Origin of the sequence: Actinacidiphila sp. bgisy167 (assembly GCF_965342175.1) — a bacterium.
GTDB lineage: Bacteria > Actinomycetota > Actinomycetes > Streptomycetales > Streptomycetaceae > Actinacidiphila.
Genome location: NZ_CBDRBL010000194.1, coordinates 1 through 1,623 on the forward strand (window position 1 = coordinate 1; position 1,623 = coordinate 1,623).

Below are 1,623 nucleotides of genomic sequence, written 5' to 3' on the forward strand. Positions count from 1 at the left end.
AGCAATGCTCAGGACTTGTGGATCAGCTCCTCTGGAGGGCGCGCGAAGGGCGTACCTTCCCGAGTGAGTGATCGTGAAGTCACCGAGTAGGCCCGCGCTGCGAACGCGGGTCGGGAAGGCACGCCCGTGCTCAGCGTAGTCAACGAAGACGGCACCACCGAGGCTGGTTCCCTGATCGACGAGATTGTCCGGGAGGGCGCCCGGCGGATGCTGGCCGCCGCGTTGGAGGCGGAGGTGGACCAGTACATATCCGAGCTCGCCGGTCAGCGTGACGAGGCCGGTCGCCGGCTGGTGGTGCGCAACGGCCGCCACCGGCCGCGGACGGTGACCACCGCCGCCGGGCCCATCGAGGTGGCCGCCCCGCGTGTGAACGACAAGCGGGTCGACGAGACGACGGGTGAACGTCAGCGGTTCTCCTCGAAGATCCTCGCGCCGTGGTGCCGGAAGTCCCCGAAGATCAGCGAGGTGCTGCCACTGCTCTACCTCCACGGCCTGTCATCGGGCGACTTCGTGCCCGCGATGGAACAGTTCCTGGGCTCCTCGGCCGGCCTGTCGCCGGCCACGGTGACCCGACTGACGCAGCAGTGGACCGCCGACCATGCCGCCTTCCAGCGCCGTGACCTGGCCGGATCGGACTACGTCTACGTCTGGGCCGACGGTGTCCATCCCAAGATCCGCTTGTCCCAGACGCACTCCTGCCTCCTGGTCCTGATGGGCGTCCGCGTCGACGGCACCAAGGAACTCATCGCGATCACCGAGGGTCTGCGCGAGTCCACCGAGTCCTGGGCGGACCTGCTGCGCGACTGTCGGCGGCGCGGGATGCGCGACCCGATGCTCGTGGTCGGCGACGGCGCGATGGGCCTGTGGAGGGCGCTGGCGGAGGTGTTTCCGCAGGCCAGGCACCAGAGGTGTTGGGTTCACAAGACAAGGAACGTCTCGAACGCGCTGCCGAAGTCCGCGCAGCCTGGCGCGAAGAAGGCTCTGCAGGAGATCTGCAACGCCGAGGACCGCGCGCACGCCGAGAAGGCGGTCACCGCGTTCGAGGAGGCGTACGGCGCGAAATGGCCCAAGGCGGTGAAGAAGATCACCGGCGAGGTCGACGAGCTGCTGGCGTTCTACGACTTCCCCGCCGAACACTGGATCCATCTGAGGACCACGAACCCGATCGAGTCGACCTTCTCCACCGTGAAGCTCCGGACCAAGGTCACCCGCGGCGCCGGCAGCCCGGCCGCGGCCCTCGCGATGGTCTTCAAACTCGTTGAGTCCGCCCAGGCCCGCTGGCGAGCGGTCACCGCACCCCACCTCGTCGCCCTCGTCCGAGCCGGCGCCCGCTTCGAGAACGGCCTCCTCGTCGAACAGGACGAGACCTTCGCCGCTTGATCCACCTCAACTGATCCACAAGTCTTGACAATTACTCCGAGGACACGTAGATGGGGCGGTTGGCCACCGCACCGTCCCTGATCTTCACGTTCACGCAGTCCACGAACAGGACCGGATAGACCGGGTCGAGCGGGCGCGTGCGCCAGTCGGCCATGGCGTTCAGGGCCTTGTCGGTGATGGTGGAGACCGTCTCCTTGGACGTCTCCATGCCGTAGGTCTCGGCGAGATGCGCGACGATCTCCC

1 protein-coding gene and 1 pseudogene are annotated in these 1,623 nt (G+C 67.5%); one reads left to right on the forward strand and one right to left on the reverse strand.

The window, feature by feature from the left end:
* Positions 1–126 precede the first annotated feature (126 nt).
* Entirely contained in the window at positions 127–1,380 is a 1,254-nt protein-coding gene (locus tag ACRWND_RS30695) for an IS256 family transposase (protein ID WP_431955226.1), read from the forward strand.
* 40 nt (positions 1,381–1,420) lie between these two features.
* Here the strand turns inward: ACRWND_RS30695 and ACRWND_RS30700 are convergent.
* Positions 1,421–1,623, reverse strand: a pseudogene (locus tag ACRWND_RS30700) (transposase); the annotation flags it as partial.